This window comes from Streptomyces sp. NPDC001493, from assembly GCF_053597235.1.
The window spans coordinates 98,429-121,321 of record NZ_JBSFHV010000021.1 but is presented as its reverse complement, the minus strand read 5'-3'; the positions used below and the strand labels follow the sequence as shown (position 1 = coordinate 121,321).

Genomic DNA, 22,893 nt, shown 5'->3' with positions numbered 1-22,893 from the left:
CGGGAGCGAAGACGCGGAGAACGGGGGCGGGCCTCTCGGGGGTGTCCGGCGGACCTCGGCCCGCCTCGGGCTCACGCCGAGGCCGGGAGCCCCACTCGTGCATGGCCCAAGGCCGACCCGGTAGTCACCCGAGCGACCTTAGCCGTCCGTCATGGGCCGGGGCTACGCCGTTTCCCGGCCTCTCGCGGGACGGGATCGAGCCACCGGCACCCCGGACGGCCTCACGCCCCGAAGCGGCGGCCCACCAGGCGCCAGACGTACTCCAGCAGCACCGAGGCCGCCGCCGCGATGGCCACCGCCGCCCACGGCATGGTGGTGCCCACCAGTTTCAGCGCGAAGAAGTGCTGGAGCCACGGCACCGCGAGGACGATCAGGAACGCCACCCCCATCGAGGCGACCAGCAGGATCCGCCACCAGGTGTACGGGCGGGCGATGATCGCCAGCACCCACATCGACACCAGGAACAGCGTCAGCGTCGCCGCGCTGGTCTCCGCGTCGAGGGCCCCGGGGCCGGAGTAGTGGCTCCCCGCCAGCATGTACGTGAGGAAGGTCGCCGCCCCCGCGATGACCCCGGACGGGATCGCGTACCGCATCACCCGGCGGACGAAGTACGGCTGGGCCCGTTCCTTGTTCGGCGCGAGCGCCAGGAAGAACGCGGGGACACCGATCGTCAGCGTCGAGAGCAGCGTCAGGTGCCGGGGGAGGAACGGGTACTCCACCTGGAAGCAGACCACCAGGATCGCCAGGAGCACCGAGTAGACCGTCTTCGTCAGGAACAGGGTGGCGACCCGGGTGATGTTGCCGATCACCCGGCGGCCCTCGGCGACCACCGACGGCAGGGTCGCGAAGCTGTTGTCCAGCAGCACGATCTGCGCCACCGCCCGGGTCGCCTCCGACCCCGAGCCCATCGAGACCCCGATGTCGGCGTCCTTCAGCGCGAGCACGTCGTTGACGCCGTCGCCGGTCATCGCGACCGTGTGGCCGCGCGACTGGAGCGCCGCGACCATGTTCCGCTTCTGCCTCGGGGTGACCCGGCCGAAGACCGTGTTCTTCTCCATCGCGGTCGCCATCGCGTCCTGGTCCTCCGGCAGCCGCCGGGCGTCCAGCGTGTGCTCGGCGCCCGGCAGCCCGAGCTTTCCGGCCACCGCCCCCACCGAGACGGCGTTGTCCCCGGAGATCACCTTCGCCGCGACCCGCTGGTCCGCGAAGTACCGCAAGGTGTCCCCGGCGTCCGGCCGCAGCCGCTGCTCCAGCACGACGAGCGCGGTGGGTACGGACCCGGCGGCGGCGTCCGGACCGTCCAGGCCGCCCCGCGCCCGGGAGAGCAGCAGCACCCGCAGCCCCTGCCGGTTCAGCTCCTCGATCGAGGCGAGCTCGGGGTCGCCGTCGGGGAGCAGCACGTCGGGGGCGCCCAGCAGCCAGACTGAGTCGGCCGTGCCGTCGGACCCGGCCGAGCCGTCCGTGCCTTCGGCGGCGTCGGCCGAGCCGTCCTCGCGGAAGGCGGCGCCGCTGTACTTGCGGGCCGAGGAGAACGGCAGGGTGTCCGTCACCCGCCAGCCGCCCGGGTCGGGGTGGGCGTCCACGATCGCCCGGAGGCTGGCGTTCGGCCGGGGGTCCGAGCCGCCGAGGGCGCCGAGCACCCGGGACACGTACGCCTCGTCGGCGGAGCCCAGCGGCCGGACCTCGGTCACGTCCATGCCGCCCTCGGTGAGGGTGCCGGTCTTGTCGAGGCAGACGACGTCGACCCGGGCCAGCCCCTCGATGGCGGGCAGCTCCTGGACGAGGCACTGCTTGCGGCCGAGCCGGATGACGCCGATCGCGAAGGCGACCGAGGTCAGCAGCACCAGCCCCTCGGGGATCATCGGCACGATGCCGCCGGCGCTCCGGGCCACCGACTCCTTGAAGTCGTTCTCCTTGACGACCAGCTGGCTGATGACGAGCCCGATCGCGGTCGGGATCATCATCCAGGTCACGTACTTCAGGATCGTGGAGATGCCGCTGCGCAGCTCGGACTGGACGAGGGTGAACCGGGACGCCTCCTCCGCGAGCTGGGCCGCGTACGCCTCGCGCCCGACCTTCGTCGCGGTGAACGCCCCGCCGCCCGCCACGACGAAGCTGCCCGACATCACGGGGTCGCCCGCGCGCTTGAGCACGGGGTCGGCCTCGCCGGTGAGGAGGGACTCGTCGATCTCCAGGTTGTCGGCCTCGCCGACCGTGCCGTCCACCACGACCTTGTCGCCGGGACCCAGCTCGATCAGGTCGCCGAGGACGATCGCGGAGGTGGAGATCTCGGCGGCGGTCCCGTCGCGCCGCACGGTGGGTTTCGCCTCGCCGATGACGGCGAGGCCGTCCAGGGTCTTCTTGGCCCGCCACTCCTGGACGATGCCGATGCCGGTGTTGGCGATGATCACGAACCCGAAGAGGCTGTCCTGGATCGGCGCGACGGCCAGCATGATCACCCAGAGCACGCCGATGATCAGGTTGAACCGGGTGAAGACGTTGGCGCGGACGATCTCGGTGACCGAGCGCGAGGAGCGGACGGGCACGTCGTTGACCTCGCCCCGCGCGACCCGCTCCGCCACCTCGGCGGTGGAGAGCCCCCGGGGGTCGTACGGCGGGGGCGCGGCCTCTGCGGAGGGTGAGCGATCGGGGGGCTGCCCCCCGGAGGTGTCGATGGCCCGCTGCGTCATGGTTCAGACGGTACGGGCGGAACGCCGGGCCAGCCCGGTGGAACGGGGCTGTACAGGGGGCTCCGGCGGGTGTGCCGAGGAAGCGGTCAGCCGGTGCGGTCAGCCGGTGGTGCCCGGCGCGTCCGGGTCGGCGTCGCGCGCCGCCGCTGCGGCCTCGGCCTCGCGGGCGGCGGCGTGGCGCTTGATGGCGGCGTCCCGGCCGCGTACGTACCAGATGCCGATCAGTCCGAGTCCGGCCCCGGCGAGGCAGGTCCACACCCACCAGAGGTGGCCGTGGTCGTCGAACCAGCCGTAGAAGGGGAGCTGCACGAGGAAGAGGACGAACCAGAGGATCGTGCCGCCGGTGATGGTGGCGACGACGGGACCCTCCAGGGGCTCGGGCGCCTCGTGCTTGGGTGTCCACTTCTCCATGGCCCCAGTCTATGGGCCACCCGGACGGGTGCCGTGACGCAGGCCGGGGCGGTGGTAGGGGCTGTGTACATAAGTGCCCCGATCCCAAGCGGCGCAAGGGTCTACGCGCGGAGATAGCGATCTTCGCCTTATGTATTCATACTTAATCCGTTCGGGAATGGCGTGATTTGTTCGTGTAAAAGTCCAAAGACGGCCAGCTTTCCCCCCACCTTGTTCATGGCTCCTACGTACGTCTGAGGTCATACATGTCCGGCACGGCCACCGCAGAGGTCGACCCCAGCCCGCCCAAGGGCGGGATCGACCAGTTCTTCAAGATCTCCGAGCGGGGTTCCACGGTCGCCCGTGAGATCCGCGGCGGATTCGCCACGTTCTTCGCGATGGCCTACATCATCGTGCTCAACCCGATCATCCTCGGCAGCGCCAAGGACATGTACGGCCACCAGCTCGACGGCGGCCAGCTGGTCACCGCCACCGTGCTCACCGCCGCGTTCTCCACGCTGCTGATGGGCGTCATCGGCAACGTGCCGATCGCCCTCGCCGCCGGTCTCGGCGTCAACACCGTCGTCGCCCTCCAGCTCGCCCCCCGCATGAGCTGGGCGGACGCGATGGGCATGGTCGTCCTCGCGGGCATCGTGGTGATGCTGCTCGTCGCCACCGGGCTCCGGGAACGCGTGATGAACGCCGTGCCCACCTCGCTCCGCAAGGGCATCTCGATGGGTATCGGACTCTTCGTCCTGCTCGTCGGCCTGGTGGACTCCGGCTTCGTCTCCCGCATCCCGGACCTCGCCCAGACCACCGTCCCGCTCCAGCTCGGCGGCGACGGTCACCTGCACGGCTGGCCGGTCCTCATCTTCGTGCTGGGCGTGCTGCTCACCCTCGGGCTCATCGTCCGCAAGGTGCCGGGCGCCATCCTGATCTCGATCGTCGCCATGACGATCCTCGCGCTGATCATCAACGCGGCCGTGGACCTGCCGGCCGGCGCCTGGGGCCTCACCGTCCCGGAGTGGCCCGGCAACCCGGTCGCCTCGCCCGACTTCGGGCTGCTCGGCCACTTCAGCCTCTTCGGCGGCTTCTCCAAGGTCGGCGTGCTGACCGGCATCCTCTTCGTCTTCACCGTGCTGCTGTCCTGCTTCTTCGACGCGATGGGCACCATCCTCGGCGTCGGCGACGAGGCGAAGCTGACCGACAAGAACGGCAACTTCCCCGGCATCAACAAGGTGCTGTTCGTCGACGGCATCGCCGTCGCCGCGGGCGGCGCGACCTCCTCCTCGGCCTCCACCTGCTTCGTGGAGTCCACCGCGGGCGTCGGCGAAGGGGCGCGTACCGGTCTCGCGAGCGTGGTCAGCGGCCTGCTCTTCACGGTGGCCCTGTTCCTGACCCCCCTGGCGACCATGGTCCCCTCGCAGGCCGCCACCCCGGCGCTGGTCGCGGTCGGGTTCCTGATCGTCGCGAGCTCGGTCCGGGGCGTCGACTGGAGCGACTTCACCCTCGCCATCCCGGCGTTCCTCGCCATGGTGATGATGCCGTTCACCTACTCCATCACCAACGGCATCGGCATCGGCTTCATCGCCTTCAGCGCGATGCGGCTGGCGGCGGGCCGGGGCCGTGAGGTGCCGGTGGCCATGTACGTGGTGTCGGCCGTCTTCGTCTTCTACTACGCGATGCCGGCCCTCGGCCTCACCTGATCCGACCCTGCCCACGACGGTGGCCCCGCACTCACGAACGAGTGCGGGGCCGCTTGCGTGAGGGCCCGGCCGACCGGATCGCCCGACCCGCCGCCCGCCTTCCGCCCCGGCGCCCGGTCACGTGATCCGGTCCACCGGGTCCTGCCGGCCCTGGGGCCCGTAGAACTTCTCCGTCTCGTCGACCGCCGACTTGAAGCGTTCGTCGAAGTCGTCGCGAACGAGCGTCCGGACCACGTAGTCCTGGACGCTCATTCCGCGTTTTGCGGCGTGCTGCCGGAGCCGGTCGAGCAGCTCACCGTCGATCCGCAGGCTGAGTACTGTCGATCCCATGCCAAGCAGGGTCGCCGCCCCGGCGCGCTTTTGGTGTGACTTTCCGCGCCTGACTCACTCGTTCGGGTGAGGAGATTCTCGCGCGTACCACCGATTGGTCTTTAGTTAAAGTAATGAGATACCCTAAGGACCATGCCTGACCTGATCCACGACGGCGACAGTGCCGCCGCCGTGAGCTCCCTCCGCTCCGCCGTGATGCTGCTCGGCCGACGCCTCAAGCACCAGCGTGTCGACGAGTCGCTGAGCCCCACCGAGATGTCGGTGCTCGGCACCCTCGCCCGCTGCGGCTCGGCCACCCCCGGTGAGCTGGCCCGCAGGGAGCACGTCCAGCCCCCGTCGATGACTCGCATCGTCGCGTTGCTGGAGGCCAAGGGACTGGTCAGTCTCGAACCGCACCCCGATGACCGTCGTCAGAAGAGGGTCAGCCGGACTGAGCAGGCCGAGGCCATGCTCAGTGAGAGCCGCACGAAGCGGAACGCCTGGCTGGCCGGACTCGCCGAGGGCCTGGACGAGGACGAGTGGGAGAAGCTCAGGGTCGCCGCACCCGTGCTCGAGAAGCTCGCCCACCTGTGACGCCCCGGGCCGGACGGACCACAGCCGCCGCGCTCGACGTCGCCGTTCCCTCGTCACCTGCCAGCATTCACCCACGCCGAGGAGATGAACCCTTTTGAGTACGGGATCCGGAGCAGACTCCGCCCCCGCACCGACCGCCACCCACGACAGCTCGACCGGCGGGACCTTCTCGTCGCTGAAGATCCGCAACTACCGCCTGTTCGCCACGGGCGCCGTGATCTCCAACACCGGTACCTGGATGTCCCGCATCACGCAGGACTGGCTGGTCCTCAGCCTCACCGGGTCCGCCGCGGCCGTGGGTATCACCACGGCCCTCCAGTTCCTCCCGATGCTGCTCTTCGGCCTGTACGGCGGCGTGGTCGCCGACCGCTTCCCGAAGCGCAAGCTCCTGCTCGTCAGCCAGACCCTGCTCGGCCTCTGCGGCGTGTCCCTGGCCACCCTGACCCTCGCGGGTCTCGTACAGGTCTGGCACGTCTATCTGATCGCGTTCCTGCTCGGCATGGTCACGGTCGTGGACAACCCGGCCCGCCAGTCCTTCGTCTCCGAGATGGTCGGACCGAAGCAGCTCCGCAACGCCGTCAGCCTGAACTCCGCGAACTTCCAGTCCGCCCGCCTCATCGGCCCCGCCATCGCGGGTGTCCTGATCACCACGGTCGGCAGCGGCTGGGCCTTCATGTTCAACGGCCTGTCCTTCATGGCACCCCTCGTCGGCCTGCTGATGATGCGGACGAGTGAGCTCCACCAGACGGTGATCGTCCCCCGCGCCAAGGGCCAGCTCCGCGAGGGCCTGCGGTACGTGAAGGGGCGGCCGGAGCTGATCTGGCCCATCGCCCTGGTCGGCTTCGTCGGAACCTTCGGATTCAACTTCCCGATCTGGCTCACCGCCTACGCCGACGAGGTCTTCCACGGTGGCGCCGGCATGTACTCCTTCTTCAACATCCTGATGGCCTGCGGCTCCCTCATAGGAGCCCTGCTGGCCGCCCGGCGCCGCTCCTCACGGCTGCGGATGGTCGTCGCGGCGGGCACCCTCTTCGGGCTGCTGGAGGTCGCCGCCTCGCTCTCGCCGGCCGTCTGGATCTTCGCGATCCTGCTGGTGCCGATCGGGATGCTCGGCATGACGACCAACATCAGCGCCAACACCAGCGTCCAGATGGCCGCCGACCCGGCCATGCGCGGCCGGGTGATGAGCCTGTACATGATGGTCTTCGCCGGCGGTACGCCCGTCGGGGCCCCGATCGTCGGCTGGATCAGCGACACGTACGGCCCCCGCATCGGCTTCGCGTTCGGCGGCGGCATATCCCTGCTCGCCGCCCTGGTCATCGGCTTCGTCCTGGCCCGCCTCGGCGGCCTGAGGGTGAAGGTGGACCTCCGCCCGGGGCGCCCTCACGTCCGCTTCGTCCCGCGCGAACAGCTGGCGACGGCGGCGTAGACCGAGCGATCGCTGACACCGTTCCGCCCTCCTTCCCGCGCGCGGGGGAAGGAGGGCGGAACGGTTTTGTGCGGTCGGGCTTCTGCGGGTCGGGCTTCCGCGCCCGGGCCTCTGCGGGTCGTCCTTGCGCCGCTCAGTCGCGGGGGAACTCGTCCGTGCTCAGGACCACGCCGACGGGGGTGGCGGTGAGGTCGATCGGCGTCCCGAAGACGACCGTCAGCTCGCTGCCGTACGTACCCTCGCGCGGCTCCCGGAAGACGTGGCACTTCCCGTCGTACGGGTCGGCGATGAGGTACACCGGGACGCCGGCGGCGGCGTACGCGTCCTTCTTCGGGCCGTAGTCGTTGCGCGCGGTGTCCTTGGAGATCACCTCGGCCACGAACTCGACCCCGGTGAAGAGCCAGTTCCCCTTCGCGTCGCGCGCCGCACCCTCCTTCAGCGCCAGCACGTCGGCCGCGAAGCCGTTGAGATGACCGGGGAAGTCGACGCGTACGTCGGACTTGAGGCGCGTGCGTGGGTAGGTCGCCCGGAGCTGTTCGAAGAGATCGGCGATGATGTCCCAGTGGTTGTTGCGCTGAGGCGACCTGCAGATGTTTCCCCCGACGATCTCGGTCTTGATTCCCTCGGGGAAGGGCATCCTGTCGAGCCACTCGAACATGGCGTCCAAGGTCCGCTCGTCGGTCTCTTCGGCCATCTCGATCCTGTCGGTCTCCGCGACGGTCATCGTGGCACTCCTCCCCGGCAGCCTCCTGCGTCGGGGCAGCCACGCCGTACAACGATACGTACGGCCTCCCGGGCACGCGGGCAACTGCGAGACTCGCCCGCATGAGCAGCCAGCAAGCCGACACCGGCAGTGCGCACCAGCGCCTCTTCGCCGCCGTCCTGCCGCCCGCCCCCGCCGTCGAGGAGCTGCGGAACGCCGTCGCCCCGCTGCACGACCTGCCCGGGGCGCGGGCTCTGCGGTGGAGCGGGACGGCGGGGTGGCACTTCACGCTCGCCTTCTTCGGGGAGGTGGACGAGGCGCTGCTGCCGGACCTGTACGCGCGGCTGGAGCGCGCAGCCCACCGGAGCGAGCCGTTCCCGCTCCGGGTGCACGGCGGCGGCCGGTTCGACGGGCGGGTGCTGTGGGCCGGGGCGGCGGGCGGGCTCGACGCGCTGCGGCTGCTCGCGGAGCGCGCCCACGCCGCCGCCCGCCGGGCGGGTGTCCCTATGGAGGAGCACCACCGCTACGCGCCCCACCTCACGCTCGCGCGCAGCCGTACGGACGTGGACCTGCACCCGTTCACCGGCGCGCTGGAGGGATTCGAGGGGGTGGCGTGGGAGGCGGACACGCTGAGCCTGGTCCGCAGCAACCTGCCGGTCTCCGGAGTGCCGGGGGAGCAGCCGCGGTACGAGGTGGTGCGCGCCTGGCCGCTGGGGCGGTGAGCGGGGCCGGCGGGCGGGGAGGGCGACCGGGGCGGGACGGGCGGGCGGAGGGAGCGACCGGGGCGGGTGACGGGGGAGGCCGGTGGGGCGGTTAACCTCGTCGGGTGGATCCGAAGACCAGAAACCGCATCATGGCCACCGTTCTCGTGCTGATGTTCGTCGTCGTCGCCGTGGCGGCGGCCGTGGGCAACTGACGACCGCCCTCCCCGGCGACGCCCCGGGCGTCCCGGCCGACGGCTGACCGCCGACCGGGAACCGCTCACCGGGTCCGCCGGTCTACCAGGCGAAGCTCTCCGGGGACGGGCCCGGGCCGGGGAAGATCTCCTCCAGCGAGGCCAGCACCTCCTCGGACAGCTCCAGCTCCACCGCGCGCAGCGCGGAGTCGAGCTGCTCGCGGGTGCGCGGGCCCGAGATCGGGCCGGTGATGCCCGGGCGGGTCAGCAGCCAGGCCAGGCCGACCTCGCCGGGTTCGAGGCCGTGCTTGTCGAGCAGGTCCTCGTACGCCTGGAGCTGGGCGCGCACCTTCGGGTCCGCGAGGCCCTCGGCGGAGCGGCCGGTGGTGGACCGGGCACCGCCGCCCTCGCGCTCCTTGCGCAGCGCGCCGCCGAGCAGCCCGCCCTGCAGCGGCGACCAGGGGATGACGCCGAGGCCGTACTCCTGGGCGGCCGGGATGACCTCCATCTCGGCGTCGCGGGCCATCAGGTTGTACAGGCACTGCTCGCTGACCAGGCCGAACGAGCCGAGGCGCTTGGCCGTCTCGTTGGCCTGGGCGATCTTGTAGCCGGCGAAGTTGGACGAGCCCGCGTACAGGATCTTGCCCTGCTGGATCAGTACGTCGATGGCCTGCCAGATCTCCTCGGCAGGGGTGGACCGGTCGACGTGGTGGAACTGGTACAGGTCGATGTGGTCCGTCTGGAGCCGCTTCAGGCTGGCGTCGACGGCCCGGCGGATGTTGAGCGCGGAGAGCTTGTCGTGGTTGGGCCACGCCTCGCCGTCCGGGCCCATGTTCCCGTAGACCTTGGTGGCGAGGACGACCTTGTCGCGGCGGTCGCCGCCCTGCGCGAACCAGGTGCCGAGGATCTCCTCGGTGCGGCCCTTGTTCTCGCCCCAGCCGTAGACGTTCGCGGTGTCGAAGAAGTTGACGCCCGCGTCGAGTGCGGCGTCCATGAGCGAGTGACTGTCGGATTCGTTGGTCTGCGGGCCGAAGTTCATCGTCCCGAGAACGAGGCGGCTGACCTTGAGGCCCGTGCGTCCGAGCTGCGTGTACTTCATGACTCCCCACCCAACGCCTTCGAGTGCGCTCGAAGCAAGGGGCACCGCCTGCCGGTCGTCGTCGCTGTCCACGAGCGGCAGGCGGCGATGGAGCCCCGCTCCTCAGTTCTTGCTGGCGAGTGACAGCGAGTCGCCCACGCTGCCCGGGAGGTTGCGCCGCTCAAAGGCCAGACGGTGCGGCCTGTGAGTTAGTCCTTATGGGCGATCGCGCCCGACTCGGGCTGGATCGATTAACCATCGAGGTGCCCGAGTATTTCATTTACGAATTGCGCTCGATCGGCAGACTCTACGACTTCCTGAGCCCATACGGCAGCCGCATCCTCCCAAACTCGATCGGTGCGGACGCGCGGCCCTAGATTCTCGGCGACACGTCTAGACCATGCGTGATGATTTTCAAGTCGTTTGGCGTCCTCGACTGCGTCCAGCAAGTTTCCGGTTCGGACGCCGAGCCTAAGTGCGACGATATCCCAATAGTTTTCATCCGTATTCTCGAATACCTCTCGCTCGGGCGCAGAAATTCCAGGTATTTTTATGCATCCGATCGTGAGGTCTTGATCGGCGTCAAGTACTCCAATCGATTTCCCGGGCAATTTTTCCTCATCTGCGAGCTGCCCGAGAGTCTTTACTGTACTGGCGGGGCCTACTGGGGTGATAGAAACCCGCCGCCGTAGATCGGGGCTCTCATTTGATATGAGCGCGTCGATCATGACTGCCGCTTCTTTGTCTTCACAGTAAAGGGTCAATTCGGTGTGATCCACGTCGTCCATGAGGGACATGGCAAAATCTGGAGTAACGCCGTAGATGATGTCACGGTTACCGTGCCGTTCGACTTGGATATATACTCTTGCCTCGGTGGGTAGCTGTTCTAGGATATATGGCGAATGTGTAGAGAGGATGAATTGAATTCTTTGTTTGTGGGCTATGGAGAACAATTCAGCCATGAGGCGGCGCTGTGCTCTTGGGTGGAGAGATGACTCGATCTCATCAATTATCACAAGCGAGTTTCGCGGCGCCGTTCGTAGTAGATTCACAAGGTCTGTGGTTGCGTCCTCTCCAGCGCCCTGATGGAAATTAGAATACTCTCCTTCGGCTGTCGAGAGGATTCCGATCTGCTTCTGTTCGTACTTGGCCATTTTGCCGGCCGTGTACGACTTGTTCATGATTCTCGCAAGCATATTCCTGTCGGTGTCTGAAAACTCGGTTTCGTCCCCGCGGAATGTCGCCTGTTTTGCGATTTTTCCGTAGCCGATGAGAGTGTCAATCGGCTGAATTCGGCTGATGTCGAGGAAGAATACTGGGCGGCTCTTTCGCTCTGGCATTCCGCGCCATCGCTTGCTCGGCTTGCGCAGGTCGTATGAATCTCCAGATACTCCGAGGTGAAACTGGTAGTGAAGGTTAACCTTTTCGACAACTTCCCATGGAGTGTTGGGGAAGAAGTCATCCGGATAGAAAGTTCTCATTGCGGGAAGTTTGTCCGGGGCGCGGTACGCGGCTGCGGCAGTCTTGAGCACGGTGCTCTTGCCGGCGCCGTTCTCACCCGCAATTGCAGTTACGGGGAACCTAAATTCAACCGTTTCTCCTGTCCATCCGCGGAGCCCGCTTATGGTGACTGCATCCAGGAATTGTGGCCACCCCTTTTCTGAATAGCGATCCATGTTCCAATCGCTAGTGAGTGGACGGATCGTTTTCGAAATGCGCGCATTGCTCATTCTGTTCCTGGCTTTTCAAGGGGAGTGGTCCAATGATCCGTTCCTTAGCTTAAGGCGCCTGCGCGTCGGGGTATAGGGGTGAAAGCGCTGGGATTGATGGCATGCGGTGGGCTCCGGTGTCCGGTCAGTTGCTGTGGCGGTTTGGCAGCAATTGCCTTGCTGACGGGTGTTGAAGTCGCTCGCCCAGTGCGGCATGCGTCCGATTTATTCATATTTAAGGGGTGAACTGTGGTGGATCGAGTCTGTCGGTGGCTTTGGTGGTCCTTCGAGGCCCTACTCGTCTTGCCGGCGAAATGCCCGCGAACCGGTCCAGCGCCGCGAGTTCGGCGTGGGTGGTGGCCGCGCCGCCCAGGTGTCCGGCGTCGCCGATGACGGTCAGCTCCGCGTCCGGCCAGGCGCGGGCCAGCTCCCACGCGGTCGTCAGCGGGCCGCCCAGGTCGAACCGGCCGTGGATCAGCGCCCCCGGGATGCCCGCGAGCCGTCCCGCGTCCCGGATGAGCTGCCCGTCCTCCAGCCAGGCGGCGTGCGCGAAGTAGTGCGCGCAGATCCGGACGAACCCCAGCCGGTCCCTCGGCGGCCTGCCGGTGTACGCGGGCGGCTGCCCCTCCGTCGACAGCACCGCGTCCTCCCAGGCGCACCAGTCGGCCGTCGCCCGTTCCCGTACGGCCGGGTCGGCGCTCTCCGTCCGCCGGGCGTACGCGGCGACCAGCGCGGCGGCCGACGGCCGGGGGTCCGTCACCTCGGGGACGCCCGCCCGGAAGCGGTCCCAGGCCTCGGGGAAGATCCGGCCGACGCCCCGGTAGAGCCAGTCGATCTCGCTGGGGCGGGTCGTGGTGACGGCCGAGAGCACGATCTCCGTGACGCGTTCCGGGTGCGCCTCGGCGTACGCCAGGGAGAGCGTCGCCCCCCAGGACCAGCCGAACAGCAGCCACGCCTCGATGCCGAGGTGGACGCGGAGCCGCTCCATGTCGGCGATCAGGTGGGCGGTGGTGTTGTGCCGCAGGCCGGTCGCCGGGTCGGCGGCGTGCGGGAGGGAGCGGCCGCAGCCGCGCTGGTCGAAGAGGACCACCCGGTACAGCTCCGGATCGAAGCGCTGCCGGGCCCACGGCTTGCAGCCGGAGCCGGGGCCGCCGTGCACGACGAGCGCGGGCTTCCCGTCGGGGTTGCCGCAGACCTCCCAGTGGACGAGGTTGCCGTCGCCGACGTCGAGCAGGCCGTGGTCGTACGGCTCGACGGGCGGGTAACCCGCGCCGGGTTCGCGGTGCATGCGGTTCCTCCTGGGCGGCCGGGAAGGGGTCAGCCTACGAGGGGGATCGGGGCGGTGCGCGACCCGGGCCGCGTACGCTCGGAGGCGTGAACGTCGTACCCCGGAACCTCGTCGTACTCGCCGACGCCCTCGCCCAGGCGGGCCCGGACGGCCGGGGCGCGCTCTGGCGACTCGCCGAGCAGGGGCGGGAGTTGGACGCCAATCTGGTACGGCTGCCGCCGGACGCGGAGGTCGGCGAGCACCAGGAGGACACCCTCGACGTGCTCCTCGTGGTCCTCGCGGGCAGCGGGACGATCGTCACCGGGGGCAGCGGGGTAATCGGTACCGGGGGCAGTGGGGTGATCGTCACCGGGGGCAGCGGGGTAATCGGTACCGGGGGCAGTGGGGTGATCGTCACCGGGGGCAGCGGGACGGTCGGCACCGGGGACACCGCGCTGCCGCTCACTCCGACCACGGTCACCTGGCTGCCCCGCACCTCCCGCCGCGCCGTCCGGTCCGGACCCGAGGGCCTGGCGTACCTCACCGTCCACCGCCGCCGCCCCGGCCTCGCGATCGCGCCCGCACCGCCCGCGCTCTCCCGGAACGAGCCCGAGGGCGGCGAGGCCCCGTGCGCGCTCGACCGGGTCTGCCCGGAGTGCGGACGACTCGCTGAGGGGCCGGAGGGGCGGGCGCCGAAGTTCTGCGCCGAGTGCGGGGAGCGGCTCGGCGGGTGCTGAGCACGGAATCCGCTCTCACCGGCGGGTGGTTCAGGCGTCCTCGCACTCGGTCAGCTTCGGCCGGTTCGGCGCGGACTCGTTGGCCATCAGCTTCGCCAGGTGCTCGGTGTACAGGTCCTCCCACTCCTGGCCGTTCACGATTTCCCGCAGCGCCGCGCACACCTCCTTCTTCAGCTCGGGCTCGCCCGGCACCATCGCCACGCCGTACCCCTCGGCGCCGCCCGCGTTGCTGATCTGCTGGAGCTTGTCCGGGTCCTGCCCGACGTAACCGGCGAGGATGATGTCGTCGGTGGACACGGCGGAGATCCCGCTCTTGTCGTCCAACAGGTAGTCCACGCAAAGCTGGTACGAACTCTGCCGCTTCGTGAGGTTGTACCCGGCCTCCACCAGCCACCCCTCGTACGTCGAGCCCCGCACCGTACAGACCTGGGCCTTGTCGCTGATCAGGTCGGCGGCGTCGGTGTACGCCGGCTTCTTGTCCTTGCGTACGAGGAAGCTGCGCAGCGCCGTGTAGTACGGCCCCGCGAAGACGATCCCCTGCTGCTTGCGTTCCGGGGTGATGCTGTAGCTCGCTATCACCAGATCGACACGCCCCGCGGAGAGCATCGACGCCCGGTTCTCGCTGTTCACCGGCACGAAGCGGATGTCCTTCATCGCGTAGCCCATGCGCCGTGCGATCCGGGTGGCGAGGTCTATGTCGTACCCGGCGTACGAACCGTCCGGCTGCCGCTGGCTCAGTCCGGGCTGGTCGTCCTTGACACCGATCTTCAGCTCGACGTGCCCCTGCTTGTACGTGGGCGCGGGCGTGCCCCCGTGCTGCCAGGCCAGCCAGCCGCCACCGGCCAGCAGCACCGCGCAGCCGACCGCCGCCACACCGAGCACGGTGCGCCGGCGGCGGGGCTTCGGCGCCCGACCGTCGCCCTCCTCGGAGTCTCCGGCGCCATTGCCGTCGCCGTCGTGCGGGGGGAGGCGGAGGGGCTGGTTCCGGCGGTGGGTCGGCGGGTCGAGCGCCGGGGGATCGCTGGTGACGGCCATCAGCATCGCCTCGGTCTCCCGGGCGGACGGCCGGTCCTTCGGGTCCTTCCGCAGCAGCGCCCGGATCACGGGGGCGAGCGGGCCCGCGTGCTCCATCGCGGGCAGCGGCTGCTCGTACACGGCGATGAACACCTCGTACGAGCTGAGGCCGTTGAAGGGGGCGCGGCCCTCGACCATCTCGAAGAGCGTCACCCCCAGCGACCACAGGTCGGACGCCGAGGTGCCCGGCTTCGGCAGCGCCTCGCCGCCCCGGTGGACCAGCTCGGGCGCGAGGTACTTCGGCGTGCCGATGATCTCCTGCGACTTGGTCAGCTGGACGGCACCCTCGAAGGTGGCGATCCCGAAGTCCATCAGCAGGGCACGGCCGTTGGGCCGGAAGAGGATGTTGTGCGGCTTGACGTCCCGGTGCAGCACCCCCGCCTCGTGCACCGCGCGCAGCCCGCGCAGCACCTGGAGGGCGATCCGGGCCGCCTGGGCCACCGGCAGCCGGCGCTGCTCGCGCAACAGGTCCGCCAGGGAACGGGCGTTGAGCAGCTCCATCACGATCCAGACCTGGTTGCCGGCCTCGATCACGTCGTGCACGGCCACCACGTTCTGGTGCCCGATCCGGGCGATGGCCTGCGCCTCGCGCCGCGCCCGCTCGACCCACTGCGCCTGCGTGTCGGGCTCCACGGCCCCCCGGTAGAGCAGCCCCTTGACCGCCACCCGCCGCCCCAGACGCCGGTCCAGCGCCTCCCAGACGACACCCATCCCGCCCCGGCCCAGCTGGCGTTGGAGCTCGTAACGGTCGGCGATCACCATGTGCGGCCGGAGCTCGGGCTCCGACTCGGTGGCGCCCCCGAGAGGCTCGGGCGCCGCGCCTGCGGGGTGGCCGTCCGCCGGGTGCGGGTCCGCGGGGTGGGCGCCTCCGGCGTGGGCGTCCGCGGGGTGCGGGTCTCCTGGGCGTGTGTCTCCGGGGCGCGTGCCTCCGGAATGCGCGTCTCCGGGGTGCGTACCTCCGGAATGGGCGCCTCCGGGGTGCGCGTCTCCGGGGTGCGCGTCTCCGGAATGGGCGCCTCCGGGATGTGCCTCTCCGGAATGGGCGTCTGCGGGATCGCCGTCGAAGCCTCGTTCCGGCTCGTCGGCCGTTCCCTCGCTGTGCATGCGACCCCCTGTGCACTACATGGAAGCAACAGGGTAGACGGTCCGTCAGTGCCTGATCGTGCCCACCGACTTGCGGTTCTGTCACGCTTCGGTGGGTGGTGGGGGCATCGAGTGGGGGCATCGACCCGCCCGCCCTCACCCCTCCTCGTTCTCCTTCTCCTTCTCCTGTTCCTTCTGTTCGCCCTGCTCCTCCTGCTCCTCCTGTTTCCGTTCCAGCGTCTCTTCGAGGCGGGCGGTGTCCTCCCCGGTCCACCCGGGCGGCCGGGTCACGGCGGCCCAGGCCGCGACGGGGAGGGTGCCGAACCGGTGCCCGTACCCCACCGGGACGGAGTCGGACACCGCGAGGTCGCAGGTCACCTGCCAGAAGGTGACGAGCGGGTACCACCGCATCCCGGGGGAGACGTCGGGCGCCTTCGGTCCCACGAGCCACTGCGGCCGAGATGTCAGCAGATCGGGGGACCACCACGTCACCGGGTCGGAACCGTTCTGGAGGTACACGATCCGGGGCGCGTCCCAGGCGGCGTCGGCCGGCCGGTCGAAATCGGGCTCGCGGCGGGCGTACCGCACGGTGCGCCCGTCCCGGTAGACCGGCAGCCAGAGCGGACTTCCCCGGTCACGGGCCTTGCCGAGCTTCTCCCACATCGGGTTCCGCAGCGTCGGCCCGACCAGCAGGGCGCCGTCGCTGCGGGCGGTCATCCGCGCGAGTTCGCCGTCGAACGCACCCTCGGTGGCGTACGAACCGAGGGACTCGCCGGACACCAGCAGCCGGGGGCGTTCGCCCGGGGGCAGCGCCGACCAGTGGTCGTACACGGCGTCGAAGAGCGCGGAACCGGCCACGGCGGCCTCGCTCTCGGTGAGGAACGAGAGCCAGCTCGGCAGGTACGAGTACTGGAGGGCGACCTCCGCGCTGTCCCCGCCGTACATGTACTCCAGCGGCTTGGCGAGACTCTCGTTGACCCAGCCGCTCCCCGTCGTACCGAACACCACCAGCACCTTCCGGCGGAACGCGCCGGTCCGCTCCAGCTCCCGTACGGCGAGATCCGCGCGTCCCTCCAGGGTCGCCGAGGACTCCAGCCCGACGTACACCCGGACCGGGTCCGTCGCCGGGGCGCCGGTGAACGCGGAGATCTCCGCCCGGGTGGACGCGTGGCCGACGAAGTCCCGGCCGTTCTTCCCCAGCGAGGACCAGCTCTCCAACGAGGACGGGCTGCCCGAGAGCGTCGGCAGCAGCGGCCGGGCGATGCCCTTGCTGGTCGACCCGTTCGTCAGCGACGCGCTGCTCTCCACGAGGTCGACCAGCCCGCGCAGCAGGAAGCCCTGGACCACCCCCACCACCACGACCACCGCCACCGAGGCCGCCACCATCAGCGCCCACGGCCGGGGCACCAGCCGCTCCAGCGGACGCGCCAGGGTCCGCGTACCCAGCCGCACGGACCGGGCCAGCGCCACCAGCAGCCCGCAGAGCAGCAGCGCCACGAAGGGCACCAGCGCCCACTGCCACCACACCACCCCCGGCTCCATGTCGACCGCCCGCCGCGCGTCGCCCTGCCAGTGCACGCTCCGCGCGGTCACCGCGACGACCGCCGCGACCCCCAGCGGTACGAGCATCAGCCACGCCCACCGGCGCGTCGCCCCGCCCGGCCGCACCCCGCAGCGCCGCGCGAACCACCCCAGGACCGCCCCCACGCCGTAACCGGCCGCCGCGGTGACCCCGGCCGCCAGCGACTGGACCAGCCACGAGCGGGGGATGAGCGAGGGCGTGAACGAGGCGGCGTAGAAGAGCACCGCCACCAGGACCCCCGCCCAGCCGGGCCGCCGCCGCACCACCGGGCGCCGGACGAGACGCGCGGCGCGGCGGGGGCGGTCGCCCTCGCGGGGCGATCTGGTCGATCCGGCGGGTTCGGTCGGGCCGGATGGCTCGGATGGTTCGTGCTGTCCGGGCGGTTCGTTCGGGCCGGTCGATCCGCCACTGTCGGTCATGGGGCCTCCCGGGTCGCTTCGGCCGCAGTCACCCGGCCGCTCCAGAGGCACGCTAGGCGGAACGGTACGCCACCGGTCGGCGACACCCTGTGACGGTGACGATCCGTGGGTGGGCGGGCGGGCGCGGGGGCGAGCGGTGGGGTGGGGTGCCCGTGCGGCTCGTGCACGAGTTGCCCGGGCAGGGGGCGGCGCCGAGAGTGGACCCACGTGAGGAGAGGGAGCGGGAGAGGGAGGGAGCGGGAGTGGGCGAAGGTGCGGGAGGCGACATGACCGAGGGGCGGCGGCTGCCCCCGAGGCTTCCCTTGAACGGGGCGATCGCGCTGACCATCGCCATCCTGGTCGCCACCAACCTCGTCAACCACGTCTTCCTCCACGGCTGGGGCCTGGTCGTCTCCCTGGTCGTCACCGCGATCCTGCTCGGCGTGTGGAAGTGGTCCGGCGGCACCTGGCCCGAGGCCGGTCTTGGGCGCGGCACCTGGGCGCGCGGCGCCCGCTGGGCTGCCGTACTCATCGGCCTGGTCGGACTCGTCTACCTGGTCGGCGCGCTGCTCCCCGCCACCCGCGACCTCTTCGAGGACCAGCGCAACAGCGGCCTCTCCGGCGCCGAGGTCGCCTGGCGCATGCTGATCCAGGTCCCCATCGGCACCGTGCTGCTGGAGGAGGTCGCGTTCCGCGGGGTGCTGTACGGGCTCCTCGTACGCGCCCGGGGCACGGTCACCGCCACCGTCGTCTCCTCCGCCCTCTTCGGGATGTGGCACATCCTCCCGTCGCTGCACCTGGCCACCGACAAACCCGCGCTCGCCGGGTTCTTCGGCACCTCCTCCGCCGGAACGGTGATCGCGGCGGTCGTCGCCGACATCGGCGCGGTGCTGTTCACCGGGGCCTCCGGTGTCCTCTTCTGCGAGCTGCGCCGACGCAGCGGCAGCCTGCTCCCCCCGATGGGCCTGCACTGGGCGACCAACGCGCTGGGATACCTGACGGGGTTCCTGCTGCGGTAACGCGGTTCTGCGGACTTTTGTCCTCCGGTAACGCGGTCCTGCGGTAATGCCGTTGCGGGCGTTCGCGCACCCGGTTTACGGTCCTCCGGCCCGCCCGGGCCACCCAGCCGTTCGACGGAGACTCCCTTGCCCCTGCGCATCACCCCGCTCGCCGAGCCCCCGCTCGCCGAGCCTGGCCATGGCCCGTCGGCGGGCCCGTCGGCGGACTCGTCCCCCGGCCCGTCCTCGTACCGCCTCGTCTGGCTCGCGGAGGAGGTGCCCGGCGGTGGTGGCGGCCCGGCGGCCATCGATCCCCCCGCGTACCCGGTGGGATCGGCGTACCTGCGGCTCTCCACCGCAGCCGGCCGGGACCACCTCGCCGAACTGGACCTCGCCGTGCACCCGGCCGCCCGCCGCACCGGCATCGGAACCCGCCTGCTGGACGCGGCCCTCGCGGGCGCCCGGGCCGAGGGCCGGCGCACGGTGACCGCCCAGGTGGCGCTGGCGGGCGGGCAGGAGGGTGGTGACGGCGGTGTGGCGGTGGAGTTCCTGACGGGCCGAGGCTTCCGGGTGGTCCTCACCCTGGCCTTCGCCCGCCTGGCGACAGCCGACGCCGACCCGGTTGCCCTTGCCGCCTTGGCCGCCGAGCCCCACCCGGGCTACCGGCTGACCGCCTGGAGCGGAACCGTCCCCGACGAGCTGGCCGAGACGTTCGCCGGTTCACGGTGGGCGATGGACGACATGCCGATGGACGAGATGGACCACGGCAAGGAGACCTGGGACGTGGACCGGGTACGAGCCGTCGCCCGCGCCGTCGAACAGCGCGGCGAACTCCTGCACACGGTCGCCGCCGTCAGCGAGGCGGACGGCACGATCGTCGGCTTCACCGAACTGGTCGTCCCCGGCGGCGGTACGGGTGAGGGCCTGCACTACGGAACCGGCGTCCTGCCCGCCCACCGCGGACGCGGCCTGGCCCGCTGGATGAAGGCCGAGTCGATCCGTACCGCCCTGGCCGCACACCCCGCCCTCACCGGCCTGGTGACCGACACGGCCGACGGCAACGCCCCGATGCGCGCGGTGAACGACGCCCTCGGCTACGTACCGACGCACCGGTCGGTCTTCCTCCAGCGGGAGTTGGGGGACTGAGGGGCCTGTGTCAGCTCTCGCTGAGGGCGCGGCGCAGGGTCGCCACCACGTCGAGGTGCGGGAAGCGCCGGCCGATCTCGGACCCGGCCCGTTCGAGGAGTTCTTCGAGTAAGACCGGGGCCGCGCCGTAGAGCAGCGAGCGGAGGTAGGGAACGACCTCGGATTCCTGCGCGGGGAGCAGGAGTTCGGCACGCAGGGGTGCTCCCTCGCTCTTGTACCGCGCCGGGGGAAGCCCCACCTTCTCGGGGTGGACGCACACGGGGGTGCCGTCGGCGCTGTACCGGTGGCCGTCGGCCGGCCGGAACGGGCAGGCGGCGGTGGGCCGCTCGTGCACGTCGAACTCTCCTACGGGGAGCCGCCGCGAGGGACAGATGCCGCAGGCGCGGTGCAGTACGTCGCCGTTGACGAAGGGCTCGGACATGGGGGGAGCGTAGGCGGTGTGGGGTCGGGCGGGGGTCGGGGTGGGGGCGAGGTGCGACTGGCTGGGTGGTCGGTGTTGCGGGAGTTGGGGGTTGTCGGCGCGGTGGCGTGGTGAACTGAATGCCATGGCAGCGGGGTTGGCGCTGGCGGGCGCTATGTCGGTAAGGTCCGAGTCGGCGAAGTTGGCCCAGGAGGCCACTTCTCACGGAAGAACCTGCAGGTCAGGAAGAGTGCTCCCGCGCGTGCGGGGATGGTCCCGGGAACACGAAGACCGCGCAGGGCTGGGAGCTGTGCTCCCCGCGCGTGCGGGGATGGTCCCGGGCACTCGCTCGACGTCACCACGGAGAAGGGGTGCTCCCCGCGCGTGCGGGGATGGCCCCCGGGTGTGGGCGTGGGCCCAGCGGGTGTACTCGTGCTCCCCGCGCGTGCGGGGATGGTCCCGCGACGCAGCCCCCGGCGATGGGCACCACGCAGTGCTCCCCGCGCGTGCGGGGGTGGTCCCCAGTACCACACCGCCATGGCGCACCACGGGCAGTGCTCCCCGCGCGTGCGGGGATGGTCCCCCGGGCGCGGCGTCCAGGCCGAGCCGCTTCGCGTGCTCCCCGCGCGTGCGGGGATGGTCCCCACGTCGGACTCGTCAGCGCCACCGCATCGGGGTGCTCCCCGCGCGTGCGGGGATGGTCCCCGTTCACGAACGCCTCACCGGGGGCCAGGCTGTGCTCCCCGCGCGTGCGGGGATGGTCCCTCTGCGACGACTACGAGCAGTTGGAGAACGCAGTGCTCCCCGCGCGTGCGGGGATGGTCCCGGCCGAAGTGCTGTCCCGCGCAGCCTCCCGTCGTGCTCCCCGCGCGTGCGGGGATGCCCCCGCCCGCCGCCCGTGGCCGCGCATCTGCGTTGCCCCCACCGCCCCGCCGCCCCAGGATGACCCCATGACGACGCAGCCGACCATCGAGCTCGTACTCGGCGACATCACCGAGCAGCACGCCGACGCCCTCGTGAACGCCGCCAACTCCTCGCTGCTCGGCGGTGGCGGGGTGGACGGGGCCATCCATCGCAAGGGCGGCCCCGCGATTCTGGATGCCTGCCGTGACCTGCGCGCTTCCCGGTACGGCAAGGGGTTGCCGGCCGGGCAGGCGGTGGCGACGACCGCCGGGCGGTTGCACGCGGACCATGTGATCCACACCGTGGGCCCGGTCTGGTCGCGGGAGGAGGACCGTTCGGAGCTGCTGGTGTCGTGTTACCGCGAGTCCCTCCGGGTGGCCGCCGAACTGGGCGCGCACTCCGTGGTGTTCCCGGCGATCTCGACCGGGATCTACGGCTGGCCGATGGACGACGGTGCACGTCTCGCCCTGCGTACGGTCCGCGAGGAGGTCCGGCTCCCGGTTGCCGAGGTGCGCTTCGTCCTCTTCGACGAGGACGCGTACGAGTGCTTCGAGCGGGCGCTCGCGGGGCTGGAGCGCCCCTCCCCGTAGACCACCCATGTCGGGGGTGGCGGGAACCTGCGCCCCTTACATGAGGAGTGGCTGAGGTTCCCTTCCGCGTCCCACCTGCGGAGTGAGGGATTCGGCAGGGGGTGCGCGGCGGATCGCGAGGTGGTGAATGCCGCCAAATGTGCGGGGGCGCTTGTGGCCGTCGTGCGGGACATCGTTGAATCTGGTTCGTCCCGCCCTCCCCACGAGCCCTTGTCGCCCACGGCGTTGCTCCACGCTGCCCGCCGGCGGACGCTCGCCCTTCAGGAAGGAAGCTCACGGATGTTGAAGGGTTACCTGCTCATCGGGCTTTCCGCGACCTGCTTCGGGTTCATGACCGTCTTCGCCACGTTCGCCTACCGTGACGGGCTGACCGTCGTCACGCTGCTCTTCCTCCGCTTCGCCCTCGCGGCCGCTGTCTTCCTCCCGTACGTGGTCCGCCACGCGCGCGGCAGCGGCCTTCCGAAACGGGCGGACCTGCTGAGGCTGGTCGTGCTGGGCGGGGTGATGTACACGGCTCAGTCGGCGCTCTACTTCTCGTCCGTCAAACACATCTCGCCCGCGCTGGCTGCCCTGTTGCTGTACGTGTACCCGGCCCTGGTGGCCACCGTCTCCGCCGCCGTGGGCCGGGAGAGGCCCTCGCTGGCCATCGTCGGATCGATACTGGCGTCCTTCGCGGGGGTGTCACTCGTACTGGGCCGCATCGGGTCGGAGCTGAACGTCGTGGGCGTCCTGCAGGTGCTCGGTGCCGCAGGGGTCTACACCGCCTACATCATGTACGGCGACCGGGTGAGCGGCAGCGTGCACCCCGTGGTGATGACGGGCTGCGTCTCGGCGGCCGCGGCAGTCTCCTTCCTGCTGTACGGGGTGGCCACGGGGGACCTGAGGTTCGACTTCACGTTCCGGGGCTGGCTCTGGGTGCTCGCCCTGGCCCTGGTCTCCACGGTCGTCGCGATTCTCTGCTTCTTCCTCGGGATGACTCTGATCGGTCCGACGCGTGCCTCGATCGGCAGCATGCTGGAGCCCGTGGTGAGCATCGTCGCCAGCGCGGTGCTGCTGAGCAGCGGGCTGACGTGGCTGCAAATCCTGGGGGCCTCCCTGGTCCTGGCCGGTGCCACCGCCGGCGTACTTTCCCGCCGCCCCGCGTCCCCCGGTACGGAGCCCACGCCGCCGCCACCGCAGCTCTCGCGCGACCACGACACGGTCCCGTAGCAC

Annotated in this window: 20 protein-coding genes and 1 CRISPR repeat array; of the genes, 10 read left to right on the top strand and 10 right to left on the bottom strand. The window is 70.5% G+C overall.

The window, feature by feature from the left end; genetic code table 11:
- Nucleotides 1-221: 221 nt before the first annotated feature.
- Together ACWCWD_RS27245 and ACWCWD_RS27240 are read right to left on the bottom strand one after the other, a co-directional pair.
- On the bottom strand, nucleotides 222-2,690 hold the full coding sequence (locus ACWCWD_RS27245) for an HAD-IC family P-type ATPase (RefSeq protein WP_450776617.1): 2,469 nt from the start codon (nucleotides 2,688-2,690) through the stop codon (nucleotides 222-224).
- A 99-nt stretch (nucleotides 2,691-2,789) separates the two neighbouring features.
- Nucleotides 2,790-3,101 carry a DUF2530 domain-containing protein gene (locus ACWCWD_RS27240; protein WP_450776615.1) on the bottom strand — a complete coding sequence of 104 codons (312 nt, stop codon included), beginning with the start codon at nucleotides 3,099-3,101 and terminating at the stop codon, nucleotides 2,790-2,792.
- Between the two features lie 245 nt (nucleotides 3,102-3,346).
- On the opposite strand from ACWCWD_RS27240, the gene ACWCWD_RS27235 reads away from it, so the two are divergent.
- Complete coding sequence (locus tag ACWCWD_RS27235) at nucleotides 3,347-4,786, top strand: NCS2 family permease (protein ID WP_450776613.1); 1,440 nt, start codon at nucleotides 3,347-3,349, stop codon at nucleotides 4,784-4,786.
- A gap of 117 nt (nucleotides 4,787-4,903) precedes the next feature.
- On the opposite strand, the gene ACWCWD_RS27230 is transcribed toward ACWCWD_RS27235, so the two are convergent.
- The gene (locus ACWCWD_RS27230; protein WP_450776611.1) at nucleotides 4,904-5,116 is read right to left on the bottom strand and encodes a ribbon-helix-helix protein, CopG family; all 213 of its coding nucleotides are present in this window, start codon (nucleotides 5,114-5,116) and stop codon (nucleotides 4,904-4,906) included.
- A gap of 132 nt (nucleotides 5,117-5,248) precedes the next feature.
- On the opposite strand from ACWCWD_RS27230, the gene ACWCWD_RS27225 reads away from it, so the two are divergent.
- On the top strand, nucleotides 5,249-5,689 hold the full coding sequence (locus ACWCWD_RS27225; protein WP_450776609.1) for a MarR family winged helix-turn-helix transcriptional regulator: 441 nt from the start codon (nucleotides 5,249-5,251) through the stop codon (nucleotides 5,687-5,689).
- Nucleotides 5,690-5,783: 94 nt separating this feature from the next.
- A complete protein-coding gene (locus tag ACWCWD_RS27220) occupies nucleotides 5,784-7,118 on the top strand; it encodes an MFS transporter (RefSeq protein ID WP_450776607.1) in 1,335 nt (444 codons plus the stop codon).
- 133 nt (nucleotides 7,119-7,251) lie between these two features.
- Here the strand turns inward: ACWCWD_RS27220 and ACWCWD_RS27215 are convergent, their stop codons facing one another.
- Nucleotides 7,252-7,842: a Uma2 family endonuclease gene (locus ACWCWD_RS27215; RefSeq protein ID WP_450776605.1), complete on the bottom strand. Its 591-nt coding sequence runs from the start codon at nucleotides 7,840-7,842 to the stop codon at nucleotides 7,252-7,254.
- A 101-nt stretch (nucleotides 7,843-7,943) separates the two neighbouring features.
- On the opposite strand from ACWCWD_RS27215, the gene thpR reads away from it, so the two are divergent.
- Nucleotides 7,944-8,543 carry an RNA 2',3'-cyclic phosphodiesterase gene (gene thpR / locus ACWCWD_RS27210; protein WP_450776603.1) on the top strand — a complete coding sequence of 200 codons (600 nt, stop codon included), beginning with the start codon at nucleotides 7,944-7,946 and terminating at the stop codon, nucleotides 8,541-8,543.
- 276 nt (nucleotides 8,544-8,819) lie between these two features.
- Here the strand turns inward: thpR and ACWCWD_RS27205 are convergent, their stop codons facing one another.
- The 3 genes from ACWCWD_RS27205 to pip form a co-directional block, all read right to left on the bottom strand.
- Complete coding sequence (locus ACWCWD_RS27205; protein WP_450776601.1) at nucleotides 8,820-9,815, bottom strand: aldo/keto reductase; 996 nt, start codon at nucleotides 9,813-9,815, stop codon at nucleotides 8,820-8,822.
- A gap of 230 nt (nucleotides 9,816-10,045) precedes the next feature.
- Entirely contained in the window at nucleotides 10,046-11,470 is a 1,425-nt protein-coding gene (locus tag ACWCWD_RS27200; protein WP_450776599.1) for an ATP-dependent nuclease, read from the bottom strand.
- Nucleotides 11,471-11,738: 268 nt separating this feature from the next.
- A complete protein-coding gene (gene pip / locus ACWCWD_RS27195) occupies nucleotides 11,739-12,791 on the bottom strand; it encodes a prolyl aminopeptidase (protein ID WP_450776597.1) in 1,053 nt (350 codons plus the stop codon).
- A gap of 86 nt (nucleotides 12,792-12,877) precedes the next feature.
- Between pip and ACWCWD_RS27190 the strand changes: the two genes are divergently transcribed.
- Entirely contained in the window at nucleotides 12,878-13,507 is a 630-nt protein-coding gene (locus ACWCWD_RS27190; RefSeq protein ID WP_450776595.1) for a hypothetical protein, read from the top strand.
- Between the two features lie 30 nt (nucleotides 13,508-13,537).
- Here ACWCWD_RS27190 and ACWCWD_RS27185 read toward each other — a convergent pair whose 3' ends face one another.
- Nucleotides 13,538-15,343: a protein kinase domain-containing protein gene (locus tag ACWCWD_RS27185; RefSeq protein ID WP_450776593.1), complete on the bottom strand. Its 1,806-nt coding sequence runs from the start codon at nucleotides 15,341-15,343 to the stop codon at nucleotides 13,538-13,540.
- A gap of 143 nt (nucleotides 15,344-15,486) precedes the next feature.
- On the opposite strand from ACWCWD_RS27185, the gene ACWCWD_RS27180 reads away from it, so the two are divergent.
- On the top strand, nucleotides 15,487-15,741 hold the full coding sequence (locus ACWCWD_RS27180) for a pentapeptide repeat-containing protein (protein ID WP_450776591.1): 255 nt from the start codon (nucleotides 15,487-15,489) through the stop codon (nucleotides 15,739-15,741).
- Between the two features lie 79 nt (nucleotides 15,742-15,820).
- Here ACWCWD_RS27180 and ACWCWD_RS27175 read toward each other — a convergent pair whose 3' ends face one another.
- A complete protein-coding gene (locus tag ACWCWD_RS27175; protein ID WP_450776589.1) occupies nucleotides 15,821-17,665 on the bottom strand; it encodes an alpha/beta hydrolase in 1,845 nt (614 codons plus the stop codon).
- 266 nt (nucleotides 17,666-17,931) lie between these two features.
- On the opposite strand from ACWCWD_RS27175, the gene ACWCWD_RS27170 reads away from it, so the two are divergent.
- Nucleotides 17,932-18,663 (top strand): CPBP family intramembrane glutamic endopeptidase, encoded by a 732-nt coding sequence (locus ACWCWD_RS27170; RefSeq protein ID WP_450776587.1) that lies wholly within the window; start codon nucleotides 17,932-17,934, stop codon nucleotides 18,661-18,663.
- A 126-nt stretch (nucleotides 18,664-18,789) separates the two neighbouring features.
- Complete coding sequence (locus ACWCWD_RS27165) at nucleotides 18,790-19,788, top strand: N-acetyltransferase family protein (RefSeq protein WP_450776585.1); 999 nt, start codon at nucleotides 18,790-18,792, stop codon at nucleotides 19,786-19,788.
- Nucleotides 19,789-19,798: 10 nt separating this feature from the next.
- On the opposite strand, the gene ACWCWD_RS27160 is transcribed toward ACWCWD_RS27165, so the two are convergent.
- Nucleotides 19,799-20,209 (bottom strand): hypothetical protein, encoded by a 411-nt coding sequence (locus tag ACWCWD_RS27160; protein ID WP_450776583.1) that lies wholly within the window; start codon nucleotides 20,207-20,209, stop codon nucleotides 19,799-19,801.
- Nucleotides 20,210-20,498: 289 nt separating this feature from the next.
- Nucleotides 20,499-21,075: a CRISPR direct-repeat array (repeat unit 29 nt; unit sequence GTGCTCCCCGCGCGTGCGGGGATGGTCCC).
- 63 nt (nucleotides 21,076-21,138) lie between these two features.
- Between ACWCWD_RS27160 and ACWCWD_RS27155 the strand changes: the two genes are divergently transcribed.
- Both ACWCWD_RS27155 and ACWCWD_RS27150 read left to right on the top strand, forming a co-directional pair.
- A complete protein-coding gene (locus ACWCWD_RS27155) occupies nucleotides 21,139-21,681 on the top strand; it encodes an O-acetyl-ADP-ribose deacetylase (RefSeq protein WP_450776581.1) in 543 nt (180 codons plus the stop codon).
- Between the two features lie 279 nt (nucleotides 21,682-21,960).
- Complete coding sequence (locus tag ACWCWD_RS27150) at nucleotides 21,961-22,890, top strand: DMT family transporter (protein ID WP_450776579.1); 930 nt, start codon at nucleotides 21,961-21,963, stop codon at nucleotides 22,888-22,890.
- Nucleotides 22,891-22,893 lie beyond the last annotated feature (3 nt).